Genomic DNA, 25,233 nt, shown 5'->3' on the forward strand with positions numbered 1-25,233 from the left:
TTCAATCTCATGATCTGTCAATTTGGCCGGCCGGTTTGATGGCGGCCGGAAAATGAATGACCATTCATTCATATTTTCATATTATACAGGAATGCAGCATTTGTCAAGTCCTGTTTATAAAAAATTTTCCTTAACCGATCTTCTCTCCTTCATTTTCCATCTTTTCTTTTTCTTCTGCAACCAATGAGCGCCGCAAAATTTTCCCGACGGCCGTTTTCGGCAGTTCATCCCGGAATTCGTAAATGCGCGGGACTTTATAGGCCGCCAGATATTGGCGCGCAAACCGGTCCAGTTCTTCTTCCGTTACTGCCATATTCTCTTTCAGCACAATATAGGCTTTGACGGTTTCCCCGCGGTACGGGTGCGGCACGCCGGCCACCACGGCTTCCTGGACGGCAGGGTGCTCATACAGCACTTCTTCTACTTCGCGCGGATAAATATTATAGCCGCCTGCAATGATGATGTCTTTTTTCCGGTCGACAATATAAAAATAACCTTCTTCGTCCATATAAGCCAGGTCCCCCGTAAACAGCCACCCGTCTTTCAGCACTTCCTGCGTTTCTTCCGGGCGGTTCCAGTAGCCTTTCATCACTTGCGGCCCTTTTACCGCCAGCTCGCCGACTTCACCGGGCGGCAACGGCCTGCCGTCTTCGAGCGACCGGATTTCGCAGTCCGTATCCGGCCATGGCACGCCGATGCTACCTTTGACGCGTTTTCCCCATACAAAATTGGCATGGGTGACGGGAGACGATTCACTGAGGCCATACCCTTCCACAAGCTTGCCGCCGGTTGCCTCTTCAAATTTCTGCTGGACTTCTACCGGCAGCGGGGCAGAACCGCTGATGCATGCTTCAATCGATGACAAATCATATTCCTTGATTTTCGGGTGGTTTAAAAGCCCGATATAAATGGTTGGCGCACCCGGAAACAGGGTCGGCCGCTGTTTTTCGATCGTCTTCAGCAGCGACTCCGCATCAAAGCGCGGAATTAAAATCATTTTAAAGCCCTGCATGACAGAAAGAATCAGCACGGTCGTCATGCCATACACGTGGAAAAACGGAAGCATGCCGAGCACCACTTCTTCTCCTTTTTTGGTCCTGTACATCCAGGCATCGCACATCGTCGCGTTTGCAATCAAATTCAGATGCGTCAGCATAACCCCTTTTGGCACGCCGGTTGTGCCGCCGGTGTACTGGAGAATCGCAAGGTCCTCTTCGATATCGAACGGCGTGTCAAGCGGTTCCGGAATTTCTTCCTTCATGATGTTCTTTAGCAAGTGATGGTGCCCGCCGTGCTGAACCCGTACTGTGACGCCCGTTTGCTTTTTCTGCATAAACGGGTAGATGACGTTTTTGGGAAAAGGCAAATAATCGCTGATAGCGGTTACAATAATATGTTCGAGATCGGTTTTCTCAAACACTTTTGCCACTGCCGGATACAGGAAATCAACCGTCAGGATGGCCTTCGCGCCGGAGTCTTTCAGCTGGTATTCCAGTTCCCTTTCCGTATACAGCGGATTCGCCATGACGGCTATCCCGCCCGTGTAAAGGATGCCGTAAAACCCGATGACGGCCTGCGGGGAATTCGGGAGCAGCACGGCAACCCTGTCGCCTTTTTCCACTCCGAGTTTTTTTAAATACCCGGCAAATTTGAGCGCAGCTTCGTACACTTCACGGTATGTCATTTCTTTCCCCATAAAATGGAGCGCTTTTTTGTCAGGATACTGCTCAGCTGCTTCGGTTAAAAATGCACAAACCGGTTTTCGCGGATACGTAAGAGAACCGGGTATTTCCGGCGGATATTGGGACAGCCATGGCCTGTCTGTCATTTGCATCAACTCCATTTTTGCATTTTTTATTGACTTATTTTATTATAACGAAAATTGAAACCGCTGACAATTGTTTGCAGCCGAAACAGGAGAAGGATACGCTCCTTCTCCTTGTTACGGGTTAATCTGCAACAAACAAATAAATGACGCCAAGCAATGCAAAAACAGCACAGCAAACAAGCAAAACCTTTGCCAGCTTTTCGAGAAACAAAAGGCCCTCCCCCTTGCCCTTGAAGATTACTTGAATTCTACAATCGTGACGCCGCTGCCGCCTTCGCCCGGTTCCCCAAGGCGGATGCGTTTTACGGCGCGGTGATGTTTCAAAAATTCCTGTACCCCGTTCCGGAGCGCCCCTGTTCCTTTCCCGTGGATGATCGAAACGCGCGGATACCCGGCTAAAAGCGCATCATCAATATATTTTTCAACTTTTAAGAGCGCATCTTCATAACGCTCCCCGCGCAAGTCGAGTTCCAGGCTGACATGGGAATCGCGCCCCCTGACCGTTGCCAGGTGCTTCTCCGGCTGTTTTTGTTGCGGCGGCCGGATATATTCCATGTCGGATTCTTTTACTTTCATTTTCAAAATGCCCATTTGCACGAGCCACTCGCCGCCTGCCGTTTGTTCAAGCAGCGTGCCTTTCTGGTTGAAACTGAGCACTTTGACTTCGTCGCCCGGCTGGTAGACATGCTGTTTCTTTGCCTTTGCCGCCGGTTTGCGGTCCAGTTTCGGCGCCAGTTCCTCCAACTGTTTTCTTGCATCAATCAGTTCATGTTCTTTCACATTGGCTTTGGATTCAAGCTGCATTTTCCGCAAATCACGGATAATCTCTTCCGCTTTTTCCTTTGCCTCTTCCACCACTTTTGCTGCTTTTTTCTCCGCTTTTCCATACAGCTCATCGCGGCGGGCATAAAACTGTCTCATTTGTTTTTGCAAATCATGGTGCAGCCTCTCGGCATCCTTCAACAGTTTCTGCGCTTCCTGCCGTTCTTTTTCCGCCTCGCGCCTCGCCGATTCGAGCGCGGCAATCATATTTTCGACCTCGTTCGTGTCCGCGCCGATTAATGATTGGGCGTGTGCAATGACGGACGGGGAGAGCCCGAGGCGCCTTGAGATTTCAAACGCATTGCTCCGGCCGGGAACGCCGATTAAAAGCCGGTATGTCGGGCTTAATGTTTCCACATCAAACTCGACGCTTGCATTGACGACACCTTCGCGGTTGTAGGCGTATGCCTTCAGTTCCGGGTAGTGGGTGGTGGCGACAACGCGGGCCCCCCTTTTGTACACTTCGTCCAAAATTGAAATCGCAAGGGCAGCCCCTTCCTGCGGGTCGGTGCCGGCGCCGAGCTCATCAAACAGGACGAGCGACTGATCGTCGACCCGTTTCAGGATTTCAACGATATTTGTCATATGGGAGGAGAAGGTGCTAAGGCTTTGCTCAATCGACTGTTCATCACCGATATCGGCAAATACTTCTTTAAAAACAGCCATTTCCGAACCGTCCAAGGCGGGAATTTGCAGCCCGGCCTGCGCCATGAGCGTGCACAGCCCGATTGTCTTCAGCGTAATCGTTTTTCCGCCTGTATTCGGGCCGGTTATTACAATTGTCGTATAATCCTGCCCGAGCGTAATATCATTCGGCACCACTTTATCAGCCGGAAGCAGCGGATGGCGCGCTTTGAACATACGGATGGCGCCGTGGTTGTTGATCACCGGTTTCGAACCTTTAATGGACCGGCCGTATAAAGCTTTGGCAAACATAAAGTCAAAATCGGCGAGAATTTCGACGATAGTGTTAAGCTCCCCGCCGGCTGCTGCCACTGCGGCGGACAATTCGCTTAAAATCCTTTCAATCTCCTGCTGTTCTTTTAAATGCCATTCACGCAGCTGGTTATTCAAGTCCACGACCGATTGCGGCTCAATGAACAAAGTCTGCCCGGAAGAAGACTGGTCATGGACGATTCCCCCGTAATTTGCCCGGTATTCCTGTTTTACCGGGATACAATAGCGATCATTCCGGATCGTAATAATCGCATCCGACAGCATTTTCGCCGCATTTTTGCCGCGAATATAGCCTTCCAGTTTTTCACGGATGCGCCGTTCCGTGCCGCGCAGCCCGTGGCGGATTTGGCGCAGCGTTTCGCTTGCAGTGTCCAGTATTTCCCCGTTTTCATCCACCGCATTCCGGATGTCATGTTCAAGCGGAGTAAGGACCGCAATTCTGTCCGCCATACTTGTTAAGGTTAAGATCGGCAGTGCTGTTTCTTCTTCCGCGATTCCTTCAATAAACCGTTTCATCGTCCGGCTGACATGGATGGTGCTCGCAATCTGCACCAGTTCCTGCGGGTTCAGCCTGCCGCCGATCGCCGCTCTTTTCAGGTGGCGGCGGATGTCATAAATGCCTGAAAGCGGCACATGCCCTTTTAAACGCAGTACTTGTGCCGCTTCATCCGTCTCTTCCTGCATCCGGACCACTTCTTCGTAGGAAGAGGAGGGGAAAAGGGCTTCAATTTTTTCGGCCCCAAGCGGTGAAGAAGCGTGCGCAAGCAGCAGATTTTTAATTTTATCAAACTCGAGTGTTTTGATGATTTTATGTTGCATCTATTCGTCCTCCATGCATTCCGGATTCCAGCGTTTCGGAAAACTGCCCTCTTTTCATTGCAGAACGGGAATGGGTCAGTGCTGATGTTTCTGTTTTAAAAAATCAAGGAGTTGTTCTTTCGTATACGTATTGACCACATTTTTCCTTTCAATCCAGCCTTTTCTCGCGGTCCCGACACCGAAAGCGATATTGCCCAGTTCCGCGGTTGCGTGTGCATCGGTGTTAATCGCGATTTTCACACCGGCCGCCTGCGCTTCTCGTGCACGGGCCGCGGACAGGTCCAATCGGGCGGGATCGCCGCTTAATTCAAGGATCGTGCCGGTTTCTTTTGCCCATTGGAAGAGCAGGTCCAAATCAACATCGTACCCCTGCCTTTTGCCGATTAATCTTCCGGTCGGATGGGCAATCATGTCCACATGCGGGTTGAATAAAGCGCTGTGCAGCCGTTTCATGATCTGCGCGCGGCTGTTCCCAAAACCCGAATGGATGGAAGCAATGACGAAATCTAGGCCTGACAGCACATCATCATCAAAATCCAAAGTCCCATCCGGCAAAATGTCCATCTCAATGCCGGATAAAATCAGGATATCCGGATATTTCTCATTTAACCGGCGGATTTCATTCATTTGCCTGATCATACGTTCACGTGAAAGCCCGCCGGCCACTTTTAAATATTTGGAATGGTCCGTGATCGCGATATATTCGTACCCTCTTTTTCTGCATGCATTGACCATGTCTTCAAGCGAATCTTTCCCGTCCGACCAGACAGTGTGCATGTGCAGGTCGCCCTTTATATCATCAAGCTGGACAAAAGGCGTCCCCTTGTAGGTTTCCACTTCGCTGCCGTCAGCGCGGATTTCCGGGGGGATGTAAGGCAGCCCATAATGATGATAGAACGAAGCCTCGCTCGGAAAACGGAGCAATTCGCCCGTCTTCAGGATTTTGACGCCGGATTTTGTCAGCCGTTCGCCATGAAGGCCGGCAATCTGCTGCATTTTTTCCAGATGCGGCTCCGGCCCTGTTGAAAGAAAAAGCGTCAACGCATACAGGTCAGGCTTTGCGATCCGGAAGTTGATCCGCAAGCCGGCTTCCCCTTTTAATTTAGCCGTCACTTTTAAACTCCGGATCGAAACAGCTTCCACGACTTCGTTCATTTGAAGAATGTCCTCCGCAACCGATTTTGGATCGAATGTGGAGATGACATAATCGAGCTCTTCTATTCTTTCTTCAAACCGGCGGATGCTGCCAGCGCGCGAATAGGTTTCTATTTTCCTGTTTCCGGACAGCGTTTCTTCGATCAGCAGAAGAACCGGCAGCAGCCGGCCGATGGTATAGGCCGGTTTCCCTGAAAGCTGGTCAAGCGCGTGCAAAATATTGGACTGCGTCGTTTTTCCAAACCCTTTTAACCTTTCAACTTTTCCTTCTTCACAAGCCTTTCGTAAAGAATCCGCATCTGTAATGCCGAGCTCCCTGTAAAGCCTTGATATTTTTCTGGCACCGAGGCCCTGTATCTCCATGAGCGGAACCAGCCCTTTTGGGACTTCGTCTTTTAATTGTTCAAGCAGGGTGGACCGCCCTGTTTCCACGAACTCTTCGATGACGGAAGCGGTTGTTTTCCCGATATTCGGGATATCCGTAAAACGGCTGATTTCCGACAAGTCGCGCCCATCCGCTTCCAATGCGGATGCAGCCCTGCGGTAAGCCGCGATTTTAAAATGGTTTTCCCCTTTCAATTCCAAGTACACCGCAATTTGTTCCAGCAGCCGGATGACACTGCGTTTATTCGTCCGCATTCGCCTGCCCCCTTTTTTTAACTTATTAAGTGAAGGATCGGGTTTTTACCGTTTACCCGCCACGGTGATTAAAAAGCGCCCTTCCAATGGCCGCGCCTTTTTTCCTGGAAGCATGGGGAGTGCTTGGATCCGAACCCGGCATCCCGGCCCCGTCCATAAAGAAACACTCCCCCGCCGCGAGAAGTGCTGTTTTGAAAAACCCGTTTCCAACCCGTTTTGCAAATGGTAAACGTGACGGCCGGGTTTCTATTTCACCCACCATGACGCCACAAGAGCTGAAATATAAGGTGTATTTTTAATCATGCCTTCTGCGACTGCGGATCCCTTGAGCGCGGACTGGATCTCATCCACCGGCAGCAAAGATCCGATATATAAAACGATAAAAAGGATCAGGTACAGCTCGGCAAACCCGAGGATGCCGCCCGCCCATCCATTGACTTGTTTGAGGACCGGGAGCTGGGCCAAAAAAGTAAGGGATGACCCGACAATATTCAGAATAATCCTGACAGCAAAGAAAAGGATGGCAAACGCAATAATCCGGTAAAAGGCCGTTTCCATATTGCCTTCGTGCATCAGAAGGGCAAATGAGCTGTCGCTGTTAAAAGAAGGATACGGAATCATCAGCTTCAATTTTTCCGCCAGGTCATCATACAATATGTACGCAACTGCGGAGGCAATTACAAACCCTGTAATATGGACAGCCTGCAATATAAATCCTTTCCGCTTCCCGTTCAGGAATCCAAGCACAAGCAAAATGATGATGGCCATATTAACCATTTTCATCTTCATCCTTTTTCAGCAATTGTAAATAGTGCTGTTCAAGCAGCTCATATTGCTCTTTCAGCTTTATATAATCATGGACAGCATTTACGGCTGTCAGCACAGCCACTTTGCCGGTATCTAATGAAGGATTCTTCGCGCTGATTTCCCGCATTCTTTCATCAACCATCGAGGCAACCAGGCGAATATGGCTTGCCGGATCCGTTCCGATTATGGTATATTGCTGTCCGTATATGCCAACTGTAATTCGGGTTTTTTCCAATGTTGCCTGCCTCCCCATTTGTAAGAATCCTATTCTCTATCATAGCATGGCGGAAAAGCCTTTGTCTAACAATGTCGAACAAATTCACGGAGATCCTGAAACTGCCGGAGGAATCAAAATGCAAAACACTGTCATTCTCGTTTCTGCTTCAACCATGCAAAAAATGAAACAATCTTACCAGAACAGCCTGACGGGGAAAGTTCCGCCCGGCGCCGTTTTTGCCGCAAAAATACCGGGCTGCTCCATTACCGGCTATAAGTCCGGAAAAGTTTTATTTCAAGGGCCGACCGCAGAAACGGAAGCGTCAAAATGGGGACAGCCGCCGGAAAAAAAGCCGGATGCCGCCCGGCGCGCAAAATCTTCCGGCAACCCGCTGCCTCCTAATATCGGGCAGCTTTCCGTCATTGGGTCAGATGAAGTCGGGACAGGCGACTTTTTCGGGCCGATTACGGTTGTCAGCTGTTACGTCGAAAAGGGGCAGCTCCCGCTTTTAAAAGAACTGGGCGTAAAAGATTCAAAAGGATTAACAGACAGCCAGATTGCCGGAATAGCGAAAGAGCTTCTCACCTTTATTCCGTACAGCCTGCTCATTTTGCCGAACGAAAAATACAACCGGCTCCAACAATCGGGCATGTCGCAAGGAAAAATAAAAGCATTGCTCCATAACCGGGCTTTGTACAATACCGCCCAAAAAATTGCGCCGGCAAAACCGGATGCAATTTTAATTGATCAGTTCGCGGAAGCATCCACGTATTACCGGTATTTGCAAAACGAAAAAATCGTCATGCGCGACGGCGTCTATTTCAGCACAAAAGGGGAAAGCGTCCATCTTGCGGTTGCAGCCGCTTCCATTCTCGCACGCTATGCTTTTGTCCGGGAGTTAGAAAAATTAAGCAAAAAAGCCGGCTTTGTTTTGCCAAAGGGCGCCGGCGCACAGGTGGACCAGGCTGCCGCGCGGCTCATCAAGGAAAAAGGCATGGCCGCGCTGCCGCATTTTGTCAAACTGCATTTCGCCAATACGGAAAAAGCGAAGCGGATCGCGGGCGTGAAATAAAGGATGGTGGGAAAAGCCATGGGGTGACGATAGGCGATAAATTTTGAAGGAAAGGCGAACGAGGAGGGACGTTAAGCGAAGAAAACGGATGCATTTTTCTGCGTAACTTAGCGTAGGCGGGGGCTATGGGAAGGAAGACCCTCAATTTTCCGTGCTTTCTTCACATAGACGCGTTCTATGTGAAGAAAGACCCTCGTTTTTGCTTGCTTCCTTCACGTAGACGACCTCTACGTGAAGAAAGACCTTCGTTTTTCCGCGCTTCCTTAACGTAGACGCCCTCTATGTTAAGAAAGACCTTCGTTTTTCCAAGCTTCCTTAACTTAGATGGGCTCTATGTTAAGAAAGGCCTTCGTTTTTCCGTGCTTCCTTCACATAGACGGGCTCTACGTGAAGAAAGACCCTCGTTTTTGCTTACTTCCTTAACGTAGACGACCTCTATGTGAAGGAGGGTCCGCGCTTCCTTAACGTAGACACGCTCTATGGGAAGGCACGCTGATTTTTTCTTAATATTTGCCCGTGCCCGCTTCTAACTGGCACTAGTGGAAGAATAAAAATGAGCAAGCGCATATTTTCAGGATAGGTGCTCCTCAAGTTATCGGGACTATTTACGGGAATTTTTTAGTAGAGAGAGGAATCGAAATTCAGAAAACTGTAAAATTAAAATACACCTGATCATTTGCTCAAGTTGTTAGAAAAACCCTTGAAACTTGTAAAAAATGAATTATAATAGAGTTGTAGTTTGAATTTTTAGAAAGGATGTGAACTATGCTTTATAAAGCCCGCAAAGAATCAACAGAGTTGCTTACTTTAAGATTCTTAAACAGACGGATAGAACTTGAAGAAAAAGACAGGCAATACTATCTGAACCTTGAGAAAGGCTTTGAAGGGGAACGCCAATTTGACAAGTATACGGAAAAGCTGAAATGTGATTGCCTCGTGTTAAATGATTTACGTCTCTCGGTAACCAATACAACATTTCAAATTGATGCATTGGTTATCACCGACGAAACGGCCTTCTTATTTGAAGTGAAAAATCATGAAGGAGATTTTTATTTAGATAGAGATAGAATTTATTATCGAAAAAACAAATCCGAAGTCAGCAATCCCCTTATTCAATTGCAACGGTGTGAATCCCTTTTCCGTCAACTAATTCATTCACTCGGATTAAGCCTTTCCGTTACGGCCTTCGTTGTATTTATTCATCCAGAATTCACATTGTATCAAGCCCCTTTAAATTTACCCATTCTGTTTCCAACCCAACTCAACCGGTTCTTTAAAGAATTAAATACACTCCCGTCAAAGTTGAGTGGCAAACACAAAAAACTTGCGGATAAATTGCTGTCGTTGCATATGGAAAAAACGCCCTATACAAAACTACCGACATATAAATTTGAACAGTTGCGAAAAGGTATCATATGCACGGCATGCGGGGCATTTGCATGTAACGCTGAGGGAAGGCATATTGTATGCAGGAATTGCGGCCAAGAGGAAGACATTTATTCCGCTATATTTCGAACCATCCAAGAGTTTCGGCTTTTGTTTCCGGAACAAAAGATGACGACAGCCATGATGAAAGAATGGTGTAAAATTATCGAGTCTAACAGCAGCATTCGAAAGGTGCTGGAAGATCATTTTAAAACCGTGGGAAAAGGACGTTGGGCTTATTATTGTTGACACCTTTGATTACAGGAATAGGGATGCATGCATAATTTTAAAGAACAATGGTTAAAAAAAGAGCCCGTTGGTTTATGGTGGATCTTAATGTAATAGACATGGCCTATATTAAGAAAGACCTTCGTTTTGGCTTGCTTCCTTAACGTAGAAACGCTCTATGTTAAGGAAGCGCTTTGTTTTTCCGTGCTTTCTTAACTTAGACGGGCTCTATGTTAAGAAAGACCTTCGTTTTTCCAAGCTTCCTCAACTTAGACGGGCTCTATGTTAAGAAAGGCCTTCATTTTTCTACGCTTCCTTAACTTAGACGCGCTCTATGTTAAGAAAGACCTTCGTTTTTCCGTGTTTCCTTAACGTAGACGGGCTCTATGTTAAGAAAGGCCTTCATTTTTCCACGCTTCCTCAACTTAGACGGGCTCTATGTTAAGAAAGGCCTTCGTTTTTCCGTACTTCCTTAACGTAGACGCCCTCTATGTTAAGAAAGATCTTCATTTTTGCGCGCTTTCTTAACATAGACGGGCTCTACTATGTGAAGAAAGACCCTCAATTTTCCGCGCTTCCTTCACATAGACAGCGCTTTGATTTTTGCACTAAAAAAGAAGAGGCCTTTAAGCCTCTTCTTTTTTCTTGGGATTAGCCCCGTAGTACCGCGCCTGCTTTTTCTTTTACGGCGGCAAGTACTTTCTCATGCTGGGCGACGACTTCTTCATCTGTTAATGTGCGTTCTGGATCGAAGTAAGTAAGTGAGAAGGCAATTGATTTTTTGCCGGGTTCCATATGCTCGCCTTCGTATAAATCAAAAATCGAAACAGATTTCAAAAGGGTTCCGCCGGCCTCCTGAATGATTGCCTGCAGCCGGGCTGCTTCCACATCGCGGTCGACAACAAGCGCAATATCGCGGGTGATAGCCGGGAAGCGCGGGATCGGCCGGTATTGAACCGGTTCGGCCGGGTAATCGTATACCGGCTCCAGTTTCAGTTCGAACACGTATGTTTCTTTGATATCGAGTTCTTTTTGTACGTTTGGATGCACCTGGCCGACGAAACCGATCGCTTCCCCGTCCAGCAAAATTTCCGCTGTCCTTCCCGGATGCAGCCCGTTAAATGCGGCCGCGTGGTAGGAAACAGCGCCTGAGACCCCGAGTTTTTCAAACAGGCCTTCCAAAATCCCTTTTGCCACAAAGAAATCTACTGCTTTCTTTTCTCCTTGCCACAAGTTGGCAACCCAAAGCCCGGTGATAGCGCCGGCGAGGTGTTCCTGTTCTTCCGGCTGCGCTCCGTCTGCCTTTTTCAAAAAGACATTGCCAACTTCATACAGGGCAACCGACTCGTTTTTACGCGCGACATTATACGCGACAGATTCCAAAAGATGCGGCAAAAGGCTTAAGCGCAGCACACTGCGTTCTTCGCTCATCGGCATGGCGACGCGGACCGGTTCGCGTTTTTCAAGCGCATACTGGTGTGCTTTTTCTTCGCTTGTTAAAGAATACGTAATTGCCTGGTACAGCCCCGCTCCTTCAAGGAAACGTTTCGTGGCGCGGCGTTTTTGCTGGATGGCGTTCAAGCCGCCCCGCGTTCCCCTGCCCGCCGGCAATGTCTTTGGCAGCAGGTCATAGCCGTACAGGCGCGCCACTTCTTCAATCAGATCTTCCTCAATCGTAATATCGCCGCGGCGGGTCGGCACAATAACGGTAAAACGGCCGTCTTCCCATGATGCTTCAAACCGGAGGCGTTTGAAAATACGGAGCACTTCTTCCGCTGAAATTTGCGTTCCAAGCACACGGTTGATTTTTTCTAGCGTAATGGTGACAACAGCCGGCTCAATATGCAAATGGTTTTCGGCAACCGTCCCGGCGAGCACTTCCCCGCCCGCATATTTGCTGATCAGCATGGCGGCCCGTTCTGATGCAGGCAGGACGCGGTTCGGATCAACCCCTTTTTCATAGCGGCTGCTTGCCTCGCTGCGCAGGCTGTGGTCTTTTGAAGCCGCGCGGATCGTTCCGGCATCAAAATAGGCGGATTCCAAAAGCACGTTTGCCGTCGTTTCGGTTACTTCTGAATTGGCGCCGCCCATGACACCGGCCATTGCGACAGGTTCAGTGCCACTCGTAATGACAAGATGGACGTCTTTTAACGTGCGCTCCTGGCCATCGAGCGTCACCATCTTTTCCCCTTCATGCGCCATGCGGACGACAATTTCTTTGGAACCGAGCTTGTCATAGTCAAACGCATGCAGCGGCTGGCCGTATTCGAGCAAAATATAGTTCGTAATGTCGACCACATTGTTGTGCGGGCGGATTCCTTCTGCCATGAGCCGTGCCTGCATCCAGAGCGGGGACGGGCCGATTTTCACATTGCGGATGACTTTTAATGTGTAAAGCGGCGCCGCTTCTTTTGCATCGACACGGACCGAAATGGCATCAGCAGCTTTATCGGCTGCTTCCTGCACTTTTGTTTCCGGCAATTTCACATCTTTCCCGAGTATCGCCGCCACTTCGTAGGCAACGCCGAGCATGCTCATGCAGTCCGCCCGGTTCGGGGTGAGGCCCAGTTCGATAATGGTGTCATCCAATCCTAAAAGCGGTAGCACATCCTGCCCCGCTTCCACATCATCCGGGAACACATAAATGCCGTTTGCGTACTCTTTTGGGACGAGCTTGCTTTCAACACCGAGTTCCTGCAGCGAGCAGATCATCCCGTTCGACTCCTCGCCGCGCAGTTTCGAACGTTTGATTTTCACATGCCCCGGCAGCCAGGCGCCCGGTTTGGCAACAGCAACTTTCTGCCCTTTATCGACGTTTGGCGCGCCGCAAATAATCTGGACAGGCTCGCCTTCCCCGATATCGACCAGGCATTTGTTTAATTTATCGGCGTTCGGATGCTTTTCTTTTTCCAATACATGCCCGACAACGACATTTTTAATGCCTTCCCCCTTAAATGCCACGCTTTCGACTTCAATGCCGGTCCGCGTAATTTTTTCAGCCAATTCTTCCGGCGAAATGCCGTCCAAATCCACATATTCCTGCAGCCATTTATATGAAACAAACATGTTTGACCCTCCTTATTCTTGTACGGAAAACTGCCGTAAAAAACGAATGTCATTTGTATAAAAGTGGCGGATGTCATCAACGCCGTATTTCAGCATCGCAATCCGCTCCGGCCCCATGCCGAATGCAAAACCGGTATATTTTTCCGGATCAAAGCCGGACATCCGTAATACGCGCGGGTGGACCATGCCGGCGCCCAAAATTTCAATCCAGCCGGTGCCTTTGCATACATGGCAACCGTGCCCGCCGCACATCTTGCATGAAATATCCATTTCAACACTCGGTTCGGTGAACGGGAAAAAGCTCGGGCGCAGCCGGATTTCGCGATCTTCGCCGAATAATTTTTTCGCAAATACTTCCAACGTCCCTTTTAAATCGGCCATCGTGATGTTTTCGTCAACAACCAGCCCTTCAATTTGCATAAACTGGTGGGAATGTGTCGCATCATCATTGTCGCGGCGGTACACTTTCCCCGGGCAGATGATTTTGACCGGCCCTTTGCCGTGATGCTTTTCCATTGTCCGCGCTTGGTTCGGTGAAGTATGGGTCCTAAGCAGCATTTCATCGGTTATGTAAAAGGTATCCTGCATATCGCGTGCCGGGTGCCCTTTCGGCAGGTTCAGCGCTTCAAAATTGTAGTAATCGGTTTCCACTTCCGGCCCCTCGGCAATGGTATAGCCCATCCCGATAAACAAGTCTTCGATTTCCTCAATGACTTTTGTAAGCGGATGGTGGCTGCCTGCTTTTACCGGGCGGCCCGGCAGCGTGACATCAATTTTTTCAGATGCCAGTTGCCTCTCGACGGCTTCTGCTTCCAATGCCGCCTGTTTCTTTTCAATACCTGCTTGAATGGCGGCACGCACTTCATTGGCGAGCGCGCCCATTTTCGGTCGTTCTTCCGCTGGCAGCTTCCCCATGCCGCGCAAAACTTCCGTAATCGGGCCTTTTTTGCCGAGATAGGCGACACGGATCCCGTTCAGCGTTTTTAAATCAGCAGCCGCTTCAATTTTGGCAAGCGCTTCGGTTTGCAGTGCTTTCAACGTTTCTTCCATTTTTTGTACCTCCTTTAGGTTTTGGGCGTTAAAAAAGCCCCGCCCTGGAAAAGGGACGAGGCTAATGGTTCGCGGTACCACCCTAGTTAACATAACTAAATTATGTTCGCTTCATTTCAATAACGGCTTTTAACCGTCCCGCCTTTACATTGCAAGCAATGGTCCAAGCGGCAACTCGAGGGGTGAACTTCGCTTCATTTCCCCATAAAAATGCTTCCAGTCTGCGGCATTTTCTCCCTGCATGGCGAAGATCAAGCTACTTTTCCCTGTCATGGTTTTTATCATTTTTCAGTTATTTTTTATTATAGCGGGAAATGCCCGCAATTTCAAACGGAAAGTGAAAATAGGCATGGGCCCGGCCGTTTTGGCACGGAATATTTCCCGTTTTCCGCAATAAATGGACGCTTTGACCACGCGGTTGTCCCTGTTTATCCTGGCCAAACAACGCAGCCGCCCTCATGAAAAATCGTCTGCCTCGATTGCCTTTTGGCGCCTATCCTGAAAAATGGTGCCGGCTGTTTTTCATCTTCTTCTGGTGCCGCGTTCACCGCATGGATAAGGCCTGCTTTTCTGCCTCAAACACGGGGCAGCAAAGGTGGCATCCATTATTTCCGCCAAAGGTTACGCCCGCATTGCAAAGTCATACATTAAAATGCCGGCTGCCACCGCAACATTCAGCGACTCACTTTTGCCGAAAATCGGGATGGACAGGTTTTGTTCCGTTTGCGCAAGCAAGCCGGGGTGTACGCCGCTTCCTTCATTGCCGACAAGGATCGCAAAGGCATCGCCCGGATTTACATCGCGAAAAGTTACGCCGTTTTCAAGCGCTGTTCCGTAAACCGGCACTGCCGCTTCGTTCAGTTTTTCAATCCACATGTTTAAATCGCCTTTTAAAAGCCCGACGTGGAGATGGCTTCCTTGTGCCGCACGCAACACTTTCGGGCTGTACGGATCCGCCGTGCCCTTGCCGAAAATAACGGCATCAAACCCGGCTGCGTCCGCCGTCCGGATCATCGTGCCGGTATTGCCAGGATCCTGCACGGCATCAATTAAAAGATAACGCCTGCCGATGATTTTGGACGGCTGTTTTTTCATCCGGCACACGGCAAAAATGCCTTGCGTCGTTTCTGTATCGGCAAGCGTTTTGCTGATTTCATGCGTGACAGTTATCACCGGCACCCCTTCCGTATTCCAGCGGTTTGGCAGGTCTACGCCTTCTTCAACGATGATTTCTGCCACCACTTCCTCTTTCAGCGCTTCTTCGACAAGATGGAACCCTTCCAGCAAATAAGTAAATGTTTTTTCGCGTTCTTTTTTCGCGGCGAGTTTTTTCCAATGCTTTACTTGCGGATTTTGCAAGGATTGTATGTATTTCAACGTGTTTGCTCCCTTTTCGTTAAGTTTTCCTTGGAATAGTATACATAAAAATAGTGGCCATGTGAAATGCTAGCAGTGAAACGATCAAAGGAGCTGAACCGAAATGGATTTGGACTTGCGGAAAGCAGTCATTCACAATGTAAAAGATGACACGCAGGATCAGTTAAAAGATACGATTGTCGATGCCATTCAAAGGGGCGAAGAAAAAATGCTCCCGGGGCTCGGCGTCCTCTTTGAAATCATTTGGAACCATGCGGATACACAGGAACAAAAAATGATGCTGGAAACGCTCGAGCAGGGGCTGGGCCAGGTGTAACAAGGGAGCGGAAAGAGCCGCTCCTTTTATATGTGCACCGGCTTTTCCAACCCGTTTACAGTTGCAATGAAGGATGCTAGATTCCTTTTATGCCGGCCGTAACCGATCGGCACTTTGTTTAATTGAATGGAAGACAAAACGACAAAAAATCCGATAATAGAAGCGCTTATTTCCTTGTTGTACGTTTTTACCTCTAGATTGCCGATCTCCTGCAGATGGATCCTTTTTCTGATCCAAAAATAAAGAAAGAAAAGATGAAAAAGCACACAAGCCGCTATACTGTACAGCGCCGTCCAGACGTAAACATCATCAATATGCTTGTCTTTTGCTAACATCATAAATGCAACAAATGCGTCAAACGCAGCCTTGTACATAAAAATAACGGCGGCAATACTTGAGAACCTCCAGCTGAAAGGACGGCTCGGAATAGATAAAAGGATTGAAAGTACATGCACGATAAACAACAGGATTTCAAGGCGAAATACCCGTTGCCAAAAAGGAGACAAGTTTTCCCATCCGATATTTCCGCCATTTACAACTTTGTATGCGACTCCGATCATCACCAAAGAATAAACAAACAATGCGCATAAAAATTTCCGCAGATCGGAAAATGTCAGCAACCGGCTTCTCGCATCAGCATTTAAAATGAGCAAAAATTTTTCTTCGGTTAATTTTTTCACTACATCCCCCCGTGCTCTATTTAGGGCTTGCTGAACGAATCAAATTTGGTCAGATACAAGCCAAATTTGATTCGTTCAGCAAGCCCTACTTGTAGAAACAAAAAGCCCCCGGGTTGGGTGCATGTACATTAACCTCTTAACATATTCATAATATGGTTAATTTCTGTGTCATGCTTGCCGGATTTCCCGCTAAGAAACTCAATATCGCCCTTAATGCCTTTGATTTCATTTGAAACAACTGTAAAAATGCTTTTATGTTCTTCCAGTTTATCGTTTGTGAATTTAAAATTGCTTCGCAGTTCCAAAGCAAGGTTGTCTACTTTCGTTTCAATGCGTTCCTGCCCTGCTTTTAAGCTGGAAACATCACTCTTTAAACTGGAAACATCGCTCTTTAAACCGGACACATCACTCTTCAAACTGGAAACATCGCTCTTTAAACCGGACACATCACTTTTTAAATCTCTCAATTCATGAAGAATTTGCTGCAAAATCTCATCCATCATTTTACCTCCTTCCTTTTTCAAATAGTATATCACAAAGATTGCTTTTCCTACTATCTATCATTTCTGTTTGTTATCAATTTTTTCTCGACAATTCGTATACAATTGTATACAGAAAGGAGCACGTGTATGAGATCATCAATTGACCCCGGAGGGAAATTTGAAGGCCCTTTTTGTCCTTCATCAACCCAATGAAGGACAGTTCACTGTTGCAACCTTGTTTTTTTTGTCCTTCATCAATTCAATGGGGGACAGTTCGAGAATACTGGTTGCCCGTTTTGTCTTTCATCAATCTGATGAAGAACCTTTCACGATCCCCGCTGTTTTTTTTGCAATTGCGTGCAGCATAGCTGGCGCATGCAAAACCCGTGGCGAAACCGCACACGGGCTTTTGAACAACAGATTTATTGCACGCTAGAACTATATCCCCCGGGACTTTGCTGCTTTCTCCCAGCTATAGTAAACCCCTAAACTCACCACACCTAAAACGAGCGGCAACCACCACGGATAAGAAAAGGACGGGCCGATTTTTGGCATGAATTTATCCAGCAAAATAACGCCGCCCAGAAAAACAAAGATTACGGCATATATTTTCAAAAAAGTTAGGATTTGCACCTTTTTTGTCTTTTCCTTAAACAAACTCTTTCTCAAGATACGAAAGATATACCAAATGGCAAAGATCACGTATAGCCCGGCAATGAAAAAGTTCAGGGCCGCGGGTACAGGATAAAACGGCAGCAAAGGTCTGGAAAAGAACCGTTCAACAACAAAAGCAGTAATGCCATTAATGACCAAATCTATCCCCAAAAGCAAGATCATTATCCTGATTGTAAAAGAAACCATATTGCGTTTGTTTTCTTTCGGCAGCTGCCTGATGATTTCGTCGGCAAATGCTTTCGGGTCACCGCCGAACATTTGCGCAGCTGTCTTGTTTTCTTTTTGGCCTTCGAGCAGATGGTCAAGCAGTTCCATCAGCACTTCTTCTGTTTGCTGCTCGGACAAAACGGTTTGCAGGCGAAGGTAGTCAAGCAGATCGTTGTAAAATTTTTTGTTCTCAGGTGCCAGTTTCTGCCGTTTACGGTTGTTTTCCTCAATCAACTGTTTTACACTAAGCATCCTCACTTCTTCCTTTCAATAAAAGTTGAACAGGGGCTGCGATTTGCTGCCACTCTGTTGTAATCTCATCTAACGCGGATTTTCCTTTCTCCGTTAATTCATAATACTTGCGGCTTGGCCCGGAATCGGATGGTCGCATCTCTCCATGGATCCAGCCGTTCTTTTGCAGGCGCAACAGAACCGGGTAAAGCGTCCCCTCGCTAATTTCCTGGAGGCCTATTTGCTGAAGTTTTTTTGAAAGAATGTAGCCATAAACCGGTTCTTTTTCAATCACAGCCAGCACACAGCCGTCTAAAATGCCTTTCAGTAACTGGCTTCGAATGGACATCCCTCCACCCCCATTTCAACTACTTTGTTATGCAAGTTAGTTTATCAAAAAACGAACTACTTTGCAATGCAAAATAGCAAAAAACAATAAAAAAATCCAGCGGCAGGCAAACCGCTGGAGAAATGTTATGATTGCTTTTTTCGCTTGGAAAAATAATGAAGGAAAAAGGACAGAATCATATAGGCCAAAATTAAAAATACCACATAATTTGCCCAAAAGTTTTCAAGGTTTAACACATCCAGTGTGCTCAGCCCTTTCTGGATGCCCATTACAATGAGCACCGTCACCGCAAACATGAAAAATAATTGCACATATCGTTTCATAGCCGTCCCTCCCAAATAAAGATAATCACTATGATGATCTTAAAAAATGGTCCGGGCGAAAACTGTGATCTGGATCATAGCAAAGCCGGCTGTTTATGGCATTTATGTGAAAAGACGTGTTTTGGGATTAGCACGGATGTTTTAAAAGATGGCGCCTGTTCCATGGTATAATCAATTGGGAAGAACCCCTCATTTATGGCAGAGGTTTTTAGGAAACCCTCTCTAAAAAACTAAGAAAACAGCATCCTTTTTCGGTGCTGTTTTGCGTGAAAGGACGATTATCAATGAAAAAAGAAAAAGCAGTCGTTGTTTTCAGCGGCGGCCAGGACAGCACCACCTGCCTTTTCTGGGCAAAGCAAAAGTTTCAGGAAGTGGAAGCCGTTACGTTCGATTACGGGCAGCGCCATCGTCTTGAAATAGCATGTGCAAAAAATATAGCGGAAGAGCTCGGGGTAAAACAGCATATTCTTGATATGCAACTGTTGAACCAGCTCGCCCCGAACGCGCTGACGAGGGAAGACATGACCGTGAAAGCAGGGGCTGACGGGGAGCTTCCGAATACGTTTGTGCCCGGGCGGAATTTGCTGTTTCTCTCTTTTGCCGGGGTGCTTGCCAGCCAGATCGGCGCAAGGCATATCGTAACCGGTGTGTGCGAAACGGACTTCAGCGGTTACCCGGACTGCCGCGATATCTTCGTCAAATCTTTAAACGTCACCTTGAACCTTTCAATGGACCAGCAGTTTGTCATTCATACGCCGCTGATGTGGCGCAACAAAGCAGAAACATGGGCGCTCGCGGATGAACTCGGGGCATTTGATTTTGTCCGTGAAAAGACGCTGACCTGCTATAATGGCATCATCGCTGACGGCTGCGGGGAATGTCCGGCGTGCAAATTGCGAAAAAGAGGGCTAGAACAATACCTGGCCATCCGGAACGGGCAGCCTGAATGACAGTTTCTTTGGAATTGTGGTAAAATAACAAAAAAGGAGGCGGGGGAATGGCTGAAATCAAAACCGTATCGATCATTGGGCTCGGCGCGCTCGGGATTTTATTCGGGCATCATTTATCGAAAAAAATGCCGGCGGAAAACTTGCGGATCATCGCCGACCAAAAGCGCATTGAACGGTATGAGCGGGAAGGCGTTTACTGTAACGGCGAAAAATGCCGCTTTCACTATGCCACACCAGAAGAAACAGTGGAGCCTTCGGATTTGGTGCTATTTACGGTCAAATTCAACGGACTGGATGAGGCAGTTGAAGCAGTTAAACAGCATGTCGGGCCGGATACAGTGATTTTGTCTGCCCTGAATGGGATCTCAAGTGAAGAAATCATTGGCCGTACATATGGAATGGACAAAATGTTATACTGTGTCGCCCAGGGGATGGATGCCGTCAAAACCGGAAACCGGCTGACATATGCGCATATGGGCATGCTTTGCTTCGGGGAAAAAGAGCCGGGCATATTTTCGGACAAAATGAAAAAAGTGGCCCGTTTCTTTGAGCAAACGGATTTGCCATACAAAGCCGATACCCAAATGATGAAAAGGCTTTGGGGCAAGTTCATGCTCAATGTCGGCGTCAACCAGACCGTCGCCGTTTACAAAAGCAATTACGGCGAAATCCAAAAAGACGGCCCTGCGCGCGAGATGATGATTGCCGCCATGCGGGAAGTAATGGCATTGTCCGAAAAAGAAGGGTTTCCGCTTACGGAAGAAGATCTCCGTTACTGGCTGAAAGTGGTCGGAAACCTGAGCCCTGCCGGCAAGCCGTCAATGGCGCAGGATGTGGAGGCAAAACGGTACAGCGAAGTCGGCCTGTTTTCCGGAACCGTCATCAAACTCGGCAAAAAATATGGCGTTCAAGTTCCGGTTAACGAGGAACTGAACCGGCGCATCCGGGAAATCGAAAGCACTTACGCCCCAGTGCATTGAAGCAGAATACCAAAAAGGGAGCTTTCCGGAAAGCTCCCTTTTTGGTATGGGATACGCTTCCTGTTGTTTGCAGTGAAGACCAGGAAGACGGTCTGATGGCAGAACAAAACGTAAATATCTTCGATTGATGTTTCCCTCTCCAGTCCAGAATCCACCTTTTTCTTCGTTAATGCTTGTTGTTCTCATGTATTCCAATCCAGCAAAGCCAATAGGTAATCTTTTATGCAGATACGCGCTGTATAAAGAAAGATTTTCGTTTTGATTATCATGAAGAAGAATGGTCAATACTGTAATCGGGAAATGTCAGATTGGCCTTCGATTGCTTTTGCTGTCACCAGAAATCAGGAAACCACCAGCCGGCTTAGGGCACAGCAACATAGCAAGCGGAAATTTTGACTTTCTGGTGCGGTTTACTTATCATTATCTAACATAAAATATAAATGGAAGCAGGTCGATAAAATGACAAAAGTTGGAATTTTGCTTGGTTCTTTGCGGAAAGCATCTTTTTCAAGAAAACTTGCGGAAAATGTAGCTAACCTTTTTCCTGAAGGATATGAAACAGAATTTATCGAGATTGGAAATCTCCCTTTATACAATCAGGATTTTGATGACCATAACCAGGTTCCGGCCGAGTATACGGCATTCCGGAATACAGTAAAATGGCTCGATGCGGTGCTGTTTGTCACACCGGAATATAACCGTTCCGTCCCGGCTGTCTTAAAAAATGCCCTCGATGTTGGTTCCCGCCCGTACGGCCAAAGTGTATGGAATGGAAAACCGGCGGCAATCATCAGCCAATCCCCTGGAAACTTGAGCGGGTTTGGCGCCAATCATCATTTGCGCCAGTCGCTTGTTTGTTTGAACATGCCGATCCTCCAGCAGCCTGAAGCTTATATCAGCAATGTGGCTGCACTGTTTGATGAAAGCGGCAAGATTGTAAATGAAGGCACAGTCCAGTTCCTGCAATCTTTTACAGATGCATTTGTTGATTTGATTAAAAAGTACAAAGGCTGATGTTCCATATCGGAAGCTGAAAAACAGCGGGATGCCCTTTCGCCAAAGGGTTCCCGCTGTTTTTCGCCCCTGTGCCATTCCTTGATCGTTTAAAAGCAGCTGAAAATCCGGAGAAATGTCTTTTCCGGCCAGGAACAGCGGGCCTTCACAGAGATTAGTTCACAACGCAGGAGCTGGCCGGCAAGCTGGATACCGAATTGAATCAATTTAAAGTCAGCTAATGATAAACAGACAGTATGATCACATGCAAGTGGCCACACTGCCTGTTTTGATGAGTAGGAATAAACCAAATCCGGCCAAACTCAGGACCTTAACGTATGCAAGTCCGGAAGCGGCGCTTTTAGAATCATGCTTCATGCATTCTGACAATGATTTTCCCGCGTACGTGGCGGCCTTTTAAGGTTTTCAAACCGGCCGGCAGTTCCTCACGCGGGAGCACTTGATTGACCATCGGGTTATATGTCAATTCATAACTGTGGCTGTAAATTTCCACTAAGTTTCCGAACGGATCTTCACAGTAGACCATCCGGTAAGGCTTTTTCCCCGGGTAATATTCGCGGACCGGCATCCGTTGTTTGCCCCCGTGCGCCTTTATTTTTTCCATGAGCCCTTCTACATCTGGGTCCTGGACGGCATAATGGAAAATGCCCGTTTTCCAGTACTCAAAATGATTGTCAGGTGTTTCAATGTTTTTGAACTCAAACATGATTTGCGGCCCTGCGCCCATTTTGCTGAGTGATTCTTTTTCGGTCATTCCCGGCGTATCGCCTGCAATGCCGACATCTAAGGCAAATGCGATGTCAGGGTTTACTTTATGGGCTGCTGTTTTCGCACCGCGCAGGTGTGTTTGGTCTAATTTTGCCATCGTTTTCCCCTCCAGCATCACATTCATGCGATTTATTATAACGGAAATTTTCAGAAGTATATATGGATCCGCCTGTTTCACAGGCCCCACTATTTCCGGATTTTAGCTGCCGTGCCGTTTAGAAATTGCTGCGGTCCATCCCCTCTAACGCGGCCAATCCTGTGGACCCAAATCCGCCTTCCCCTCTTTCGGATTCTGCTAACTGTTCCGTAACGGTGACGGTGACAGACATTACGGGCGCGATAATCATTTGGGCGATTCGCATCCCTTTTTCAACTGTGAACGGTTGCTTTCCAAAGTTGATTAAAATGACTTTAATTTCTCCTCTGTACCCTTCATCAATCGTACCCGGGCTGTTTAAAACTGTGACCCTGTGGTTTAAAGCGAGCCCGCTTCTCGGCCTGACCTGCGCCTCTGTTCTGCGCGGCAGCTCGATTGCAATGCCGGTACGGATCAGTTCCGCTTCCCCCGGCGCAATGGTTTTTTCTTCGATGGAAAATAAATCAAGCCCTGCATCTCCGGGATTGGCCCTTTGCGGCAGTTGTGCGTCAGGATGCAATAATTTTACTTTTAAGACATCATCCATTGAAATAACTCCTTTGCGTATAGTTCTTCCATGATTATATCAAACTAAAACAGGTTTTTACTTTTTTTCCGGGGAATCCGGAAATTTTTTACCAGAAGGGGGACTATGCTTGGGTGAACTACCCACCACTTATCAACCTTACGGTTTGATTGAAGTGGGGGCTTCTCGACTTATCGTTGCTTTTACTAGCCAACGAAAACTGACCGAGCTAACCCTCTTGTTCCAAGAGTTTTGTTACTTATGATAACGCTAATAAGCGTATACCTTCATTTTTGATATTGATTGCTGAATTATAGTCGCGATCTGCCACATAACCGCACGAACAACGGTAGGTGCGTTCAGATAGTTTCACAGGTTTTTCTGCACCACAACAAGAACACTTCTTAGTGGAGGGAAACCACTTATCAATTTTCACAAGTTGTTTCCCCTGTTCTTTTAGCTTATACGCTAAGAAAGTAGTGAACATCCCCCAGCCGTTATCATGAACGCTTTTCCCAAAGTGAAGGGCTTGAGACATCCCTTTCATGTTCAAGTCCTCAATCACGACAGCATCAAAGTTAGAAGCTAATTCTTTTGACTTATGATGAAGAAAATTCATGCGTTGGTTCGCCACTTTCTCATGTAATTTAGCCACTACTAGTCGTTGCTTGTTCCAACGTGCAGAACCTTTCTTTCTTCGAGAAAGAATTCGTTGTGCTTTTGCTAATTTATCTAAGGCTTGCCGATAGTAACGTGGGTAATTGGCTTTCTTACCCTGTTCACTCTCGACATATAGACCATCCATAGCAAAATCCAAACCAACAACTTTCTGTATTTTAACTGGACGAATATCTTTCTCATATTCTGTCAAAATTGAAATGTAGTATTTGCCTGTCTTTGTTTTAGAAATAGTGCAAGATTTGATTTTATAATCAGCAGGTATCTCTCTATGCTGTTTCATTTTTATTGGCTTTTTGATTTTTGGCAGTTTGATATGACCATTTTCTAGCTTAATATTTCCGTTGACCATATTAGTTGTATAGGATTGTTTTGCTTTACGATTTTTGAACTTTGGAAAATCCGCATTTCCTTCAAAGAAATTCTTATAAGCAGTCTGTAAGTTCATTTGTGCATTTGCCAAAGCTAAAGAATCCACTTCTTTTAGGAATGGAAATTCACTTTTATATTTTGCAGGGGTCGGAAACTTTTGCTTTTTAAGCAATTCTTTATCATCCTTGAACTTTTCATACGTTTCTTTGCGTTCAGCTAACATCTTATTGTAGACAAAGCGAACACAACCAAATGTCTTAGCTAATAATGCGGATTGTTCTTTGTTTGGTAACAAACGAAACTTGAAAGCTTTGTTTTGCTTGGCCATATCCATTCACCTCACTTTGTGCGGAAAAATTTCGTATATATTGATTATATCGTAAAAAATCCGTACAATCAATATGAGGTGATAATCATGAGAGAAGAGAAAGAACGTGTAGAAATTCGTATGCCTAAGACGATATTAGAAAAATTGGAGCAATATCAAAAAGAAAATGGGATTCCAACTAGAACAGCCGCAATCTTAGAATTGTTGAGAAAAGGATTGGAAAAATAACTTTGGCTAAAGCCAACCGAAATTCATCTTCCACCTACTCATTGGTGCGATTCGCACCTTCACATTCCTTAAGGATGGGAGACTTCTTTCGGAAAGCCGTTAAAAAAACAGAGCCTCCGGCATGCCGGAAGCTCTGTTTTTTTGATTATAATGCTGCTTTTGCTTTGTTTGCCAGTTCGGCAAATGCTTGTGCATCGTTCACAGCGAGGTCGGCAAGCATTTTGCGGTTCACTTCAATGCCGGCCTGTTTCAAACCGTGCATCAAACGGCTGTAGGAAAGGCCGTTGATTCTTGCCGCAGCGTTAATACGGGTAATCCACAGTTTGCGGAAATCGCGTTTTTTCTGGCGACGGTCGCGATACGCATACATGTAGGATTTCATTACTTGCTGATTGGCAACTTTAAATAATGTATGTTTTGAACCATAATAACCTTTGGCTAATTTCAGAACTTTTTTGCGTCGTCTGCGGGTAACTGTACCGCCTTTTACACGTGGCATAATCTTTTCCTCCTAATTGAAAGCTTTGT

At 47.0% G+C, this 25,233-nt stretch carries 25 protein-coding genes and 1 other annotated feature; of the genes, 8 read left to right on the top strand and 17 right to left on the bottom strand.

Translation table 11 applies throughout. The annotated features are described in order from the left end of the window. Positions 1-130: 130 nt before the first annotated feature. The 5 genes from NSU00_RS10040 to zapA form a co-directional block, all read right to left on the bottom strand. Entirely contained in the window at positions 131-1,828 is a 1,698-nt protein-coding gene (locus NSU00_RS10040) for an AMP-binding protein (RefSeq protein ID WP_019720775.1), read from the bottom strand. A gap of 237 nt (positions 1,829-2,065) precedes the next feature. After that, positions 2,066-4,426: an endonuclease MutS2 gene (locus tag NSU00_RS10045; protein ID WP_340703630.1), complete on the bottom strand. Its 2,361-nt coding sequence runs from the start codon at positions 4,424-4,426 to the stop codon at positions 2,066-2,068. A 75-nt stretch (positions 4,427-4,501) separates the two neighbouring features. After that, on the bottom strand, positions 4,502-6,220 hold the full coding sequence (gene polX, locus NSU00_RS10050; RefSeq protein ID WP_340703631.1) for a DNA polymerase/3'-5' exonuclease PolX: 1,719 nt from the start codon (positions 6,218-6,220) through the stop codon (positions 4,502-4,504). 246 nt (positions 6,221-6,466) lie between these two features. Beyond that, positions 6,467-7,003, bottom strand: coding sequence for a CvpA family protein (locus NSU00_RS10055; RefSeq protein ID WP_019720771.1), 537 nt, complete (start codon positions 7,001-7,003; stop codon positions 6,467-6,469). Further along, positions 6,990-7,280: a cell division protein ZapA gene (gene zapA / locus NSU00_RS10060; RefSeq protein WP_013859878.1), complete on the bottom strand. Its 291-nt coding sequence runs from the start codon at positions 7,278-7,280 to the stop codon at positions 6,990-6,992. Before zapA ends, NSU00_RS10055 begins: the two co-directional genes overlap by 14 nt. A gap of 100 nt (positions 7,281-7,380) precedes the next feature. Here zapA and rnhC point away from each other — a divergent pair, with 100 nt between their 5' ends. Both rnhC and NSU00_RS10070 read left to right on the top strand, forming a co-directional pair. Beyond that, positions 7,381-8,316 (top strand): ribonuclease HIII, encoded by a 936-nt coding sequence (gene rnhC / locus NSU00_RS10065; RefSeq protein ID WP_340703632.1) that lies wholly within the window; start codon positions 7,381-7,383, stop codon positions 8,314-8,316. Between the two features lie 765 nt (positions 8,317-9,081). Continuing rightward, positions 9,082-9,990 carry an NERD domain-containing protein gene (locus NSU00_RS10070; protein WP_013859880.1) on the top strand — a complete coding sequence of 303 codons (909 nt, stop codon included), beginning with the start codon at positions 9,082-9,084 and terminating at the stop codon, positions 9,988-9,990. Between the two features lie 630 nt (positions 9,991-10,620). Here the strand turns inward: NSU00_RS10070 and pheT are convergent. The 3 genes from pheT to NSU00_RS10085 form a co-directional block, all read right to left on the bottom strand. Beyond that, positions 10,621-13,035 carry a phenylalanine--tRNA ligase subunit beta gene (gene pheT, locus NSU00_RS10075; RefSeq protein WP_340703633.1) on the bottom strand — a complete coding sequence of 805 codons (2,415 nt, stop codon included), beginning with the start codon at positions 13,033-13,035 and terminating at the stop codon, positions 10,621-10,623. 12 nt (positions 13,036-13,047) lie between these two features. Beyond that, positions 13,048-14,085, bottom strand: a complete 1,038-nt coding sequence (gene pheS, locus NSU00_RS10080) for a phenylalanine--tRNA ligase subunit alpha (RefSeq protein WP_013859882.1) — start codon at positions 14,083-14,085, stop codon at positions 13,048-13,050. 48 nt (positions 14,086-14,133) lie between these two features. Continuing rightward, positions 14,134-14,367 (bottom strand) — a binding site (T-box leader). 339 nt (positions 14,368-14,706) lie between these two features. Continuing rightward, a complete protein-coding gene (locus NSU00_RS10085) occupies positions 14,707-15,462 on the bottom strand; it encodes a TrmH family RNA methyltransferase (protein ID WP_029142307.1) in 756 nt (251 codons plus the stop codon). A 103-nt stretch (positions 15,463-15,565) separates the two neighbouring features. Between NSU00_RS10085 and sspI the strand changes: the two genes are divergently transcribed. Beyond that, positions 15,566-15,778 (top strand): small acid-soluble spore protein SspI, encoded by a 213-nt coding sequence (gene sspI / locus NSU00_RS10090; RefSeq protein ID WP_017553838.1) that lies wholly within the window; start codon positions 15,566-15,568, stop codon positions 15,776-15,778. A 26-nt stretch (positions 15,779-15,804) separates the two neighbouring features. Here sspI and NSU00_RS10095 read toward each other — a convergent pair whose 3' ends face one another. Together NSU00_RS10095 and NSU00_RS10100 are read right to left on the bottom strand one after the other, a co-directional pair. Next, a complete protein-coding gene (locus tag NSU00_RS10095) occupies positions 15,805-16,458 on the bottom strand; it encodes a hypothetical protein (RefSeq protein WP_019720764.1) in 654 nt (217 codons plus the stop codon). Positions 16,459-16,586: 128 nt separating this feature from the next. Beyond that, on the bottom strand, positions 16,587-16,958 hold the full coding sequence (locus tag NSU00_RS10100; protein ID WP_017553840.1) for a hypothetical protein: 372 nt from the start codon (positions 16,956-16,958) through the stop codon (positions 16,587-16,589). A 160-nt stretch (positions 16,959-17,118) separates the two neighbouring features. Here NSU00_RS10100 and NSU00_RS10105 point away from each other — a divergent pair, with 160 nt between their 5' ends. Further along, positions 17,119-17,376, top strand: coding sequence for a hypothetical protein (locus NSU00_RS10105; RefSeq protein ID WP_340703634.1), 258 nt, complete (start codon positions 17,119-17,121; stop codon positions 17,374-17,376). Positions 17,377-17,378: 2 nt separating this feature from the next. On the opposite strand, the gene NSU00_RS10110 is transcribed toward NSU00_RS10105, so the two are convergent. From NSU00_RS10110 to NSU00_RS10120, 3 genes are all read right to left on the bottom strand, one after another. Further along, the gene (locus NSU00_RS10110) at positions 17,379-18,074 is read right to left on the bottom strand and encodes a DUF1129 family protein (protein ID WP_328191955.1); all 696 of its coding nucleotides are present in this window, start codon (positions 18,072-18,074) and stop codon (positions 17,379-17,381) included. Beyond that, the gene (locus NSU00_RS10115) at positions 18,067-18,402 is read right to left on the bottom strand and encodes a PadR family transcriptional regulator (protein WP_003353767.1); all 336 of its coding nucleotides are present in this window, start codon (positions 18,400-18,402) and stop codon (positions 18,067-18,069) included. The genes NSU00_RS10110 and NSU00_RS10115 overlap by 8 nt, the downstream gene beginning before the upstream one ends. Positions 18,403-18,527: 125 nt before the next feature. Then, positions 18,528-18,725, bottom strand: coding sequence for a hypothetical protein (locus NSU00_RS10120; RefSeq protein ID WP_019720761.1), 198 nt, complete (start codon positions 18,723-18,725; stop codon positions 18,528-18,530). A 254-nt stretch (positions 18,726-18,979) separates the two neighbouring features. Between NSU00_RS10120 and queC the strand changes: the two genes are divergently transcribed. The 3 genes from queC to NSU00_RS10135 all read left to right on the top strand — a co-directional run bounded on the left by queC (position 18,980) and on the right by NSU00_RS10135 (position 21,669). Then, positions 18,980-19,675, top strand: a complete 696-nt coding sequence (queC, locus tag NSU00_RS10125) for a 7-cyano-7-deazaguanine synthase QueC (protein ID WP_371729383.1) — start codon at positions 18,980-18,982, stop codon at positions 19,673-19,675. A 47-nt stretch (positions 19,676-19,722) separates the two neighbouring features. Continuing rightward, positions 19,723-20,655: a ketopantoate reductase family protein gene (locus tag NSU00_RS10130; RefSeq protein WP_029142480.1), complete on the top strand. Its 933-nt coding sequence runs from the start codon at positions 19,723-19,725 to the stop codon at positions 20,653-20,655. Between the two features lie 459 nt (positions 20,656-21,114). Continuing rightward, positions 21,115-21,669: an NADPH-dependent FMN reductase gene (locus tag NSU00_RS10135; RefSeq protein ID WP_013859893.1), complete on the top strand. Its 555-nt coding sequence runs from the start codon at positions 21,115-21,117 to the stop codon at positions 21,667-21,669. A 346-nt stretch (positions 21,670-22,015) separates the two neighbouring features. Here the strand turns inward: NSU00_RS10135 and NSU00_RS10140 are convergent, their stop codons facing one another. From NSU00_RS10140 to NSU00_RS10150, 3 genes are all read right to left on the bottom strand, one after another. Then, positions 22,016-22,534 (bottom strand): VOC family protein, encoded by a 519-nt coding sequence (locus tag NSU00_RS10140; RefSeq protein WP_340703635.1) that lies wholly within the window; start codon positions 22,532-22,534, stop codon positions 22,016-22,018. Positions 22,535-22,652: 118 nt separating this feature from the next. Continuing rightward, the gene (gene dut, locus NSU00_RS10145; RefSeq protein WP_258921338.1) at positions 22,653-23,120 is read right to left on the bottom strand and encodes a dUTP diphosphatase; all 468 of its coding nucleotides are present in this window, start codon (positions 23,118-23,120) and stop codon (positions 22,653-22,655) included. 238 nt (positions 23,121-23,358) lie between these two features. Beyond that, the gene (locus tag NSU00_RS10150; RefSeq protein ID WP_071452103.1) at positions 23,359-24,477 is read right to left on the bottom strand and encodes an RNA-guided endonuclease TnpB family protein; all 1,119 of its coding nucleotides are present in this window, start codon (positions 24,475-24,477) and stop codon (positions 23,359-23,361) included. Positions 24,478-24,564: 87 nt separating this feature from the next. Between NSU00_RS10150 and NSU00_RS10155 the strand changes: the two genes are divergently transcribed. Further along, positions 24,565-24,705: a ribbon-helix-helix protein, CopG family gene (locus tag NSU00_RS10155; protein ID WP_003352379.1), complete on the top strand. Its 141-nt coding sequence runs from the start codon at positions 24,565-24,567 to the stop codon at positions 24,703-24,705. 145 nt (positions 24,706-24,850) lie between these two features. Here the strand turns inward: NSU00_RS10155 and rplT are convergent, their stop codons facing one another. Then, positions 24,851-25,204 carry a 50S ribosomal protein L20 gene (gene rplT / locus NSU00_RS10160; protein ID WP_013859897.1) on the bottom strand — a complete coding sequence of 118 codons (354 nt, stop codon included), beginning with the start codon at positions 25,202-25,204 and terminating at the stop codon, positions 24,851-24,853. Positions 25,205-25,233 lie beyond the last annotated feature (29 nt).

This window comes from Weizmannia sp. FSL W8-0401 (genome assembly GCF_038009125.1).
Taxonomy (GTDB): domain Bacteria; phylum Bacillota; class Bacilli; order Bacillales; family Bacillaceae_C; genus Weizmannia; species Weizmannia coagulans.